Source organism: Nitritalea halalkaliphila LW7, assembly GCF_000265075.1.
Lineage (GTDB): Bacteria > Bacteroidota > Bacteroidia > Cytophagales > Cyclobacteriaceae > Nitritalea > Nitritalea halalkaliphila.
The window spans coordinates 1-1,205 of the sequence record NZ_AJYA01000116.1; the positions used below are offsets into that span (position 1 = coordinate 1).

Genomic DNA, 1,205 nt, shown 5'->3' on the forward strand with positions numbered 1-1,205 from the left:
GATGATGAGGTGCTGGCGACAGCTCTATTGACTTCCGATCTTTTATTGTCGATATTATAAACCTAATCTGGAAAAAGTTATAGAATGGAAAATAGGAAAACTTTCTTTGATCAGCAACAATAACATACCTATATTTACAAAGTGGTGCATTCCTGTTGCCATTTTTGGCGCATTCCTATTTACCATTTTTGGTGCATATTCAGTTACCGACTACACCATCTTGATCCCACTGCAAAAGCCGGATTTGATCTCCTCTTTTTCCTATAAAAATAAAGACGTCTCCACTCATGGGATCAAAGCCCAGTTTGTTGCGTACTATCCCTGCTAAAGCCTGAATGTCCTAGCGCATATCTGTTGGCTGTTCGTACAGAAAATAGCGTGTAGCAGAGGAAAGCGCTAACATGCCAAGAGTCTTTTTAGATGTTCAATCGAAATCTCCTCATAAAAAGTAACGCTAGCACCATTCGGTAAGGTTACTTTCAAAAAAGGCTGCTGCTCTCCCTCTGGAGCCAAAGCTGCAAGGCGCTTAAAGCTTGTGAATGGCTCGGGAATCGGCTCACTTACTACTTCTAGCTTTTTGCACCAGTAGTAGAACGTAGCTCGATTAATCCCTCGGTTTGCAGCAAACACAGACTTCTTTAAACCAGAGCTAAGCCATTCCCTGTAAAGCTCCTGGTAAAACGCTTTATCTCTTCTTTCCATTCCGCAAGACTACAAAATCCCACGCCTACAGAAAATATGGGATTCGTCGAACGGATACCTTCAAATGCGCTATAACATGATCAGGCAGACCAATGCTCTTCGCTGCATCTACTCGGTCTGGATAGATATAACTCACAAGATCATTGCTGACAATAAATGAAAATTATGGAAATAAATAAATCCTTACGCATGATAATTATGACTTTAAATGAATCCGAACGTTACCCTAAGGTTATTAATTCAGTCCTCATGGCATCTAAATCCCCGGACCAATCAAGCATTTGCTTGAATTCTTGACCTAGCCCAAAAGCCAGACTTCCTGCCAAGGCAAACCAATACCCTATTTCAAAAACATTTAGTGCCTTGAATGGGTAATGAAACCATTTTTCTAACAAACTTGAATCAAAAAGACTGAAAAGAGATAAAGGATAGAAAGAAATWAAACTCATTCCAAAGTGAAGCTTGCTCTGCAAATTCAAACCATAAAGATCTTGGATAAAACA

General features: G+C 39.9%; 2 protein-coding genes and 1 pseudogene. All 3 read right to left on the minus strand.

Translation table 11 applies throughout. The features are described from left to right. Positions 1 to 199: 199 nt before the first annotated feature. A complete protein-coding gene (gene tnpB, locus A3SI_RS23435; protein ID WP_083836581.1) occupies positions 200 to 337 on the minus strand; it encodes an IS66 family insertion sequence element accessory protein TnpB in 138 nt (45 codons plus the stop codon). 59 nt (positions 338 to 396) lie between these two features. After that, the gene (gene tnpA, locus A3SI_RS16685) at positions 397 to 702 is read right to left on the minus strand and encodes an IS66 family insertion sequence element accessory protein TnpA (protein ID WP_009057853.1); all 306 of its coding nucleotides are present in this window, start codon (positions 700 to 702) and stop codon (positions 397 to 399) included. A gap of 221 nt (positions 703 to 923) precedes the next feature. Beyond that, positions 924 to 1,205: pseudogene (locus A3SI_RS19445) on the minus strand (hypothetical protein); the annotation flags it as partial.

Coding starts and splice junctions, on each gene's coding strand:
- tnpA (WP_009057853.1), bottom strand. CDS start 702: ATGGAAAGAAGAGATAAAGCGTTTTACCAGGAGCTTTACAGGGAATGG.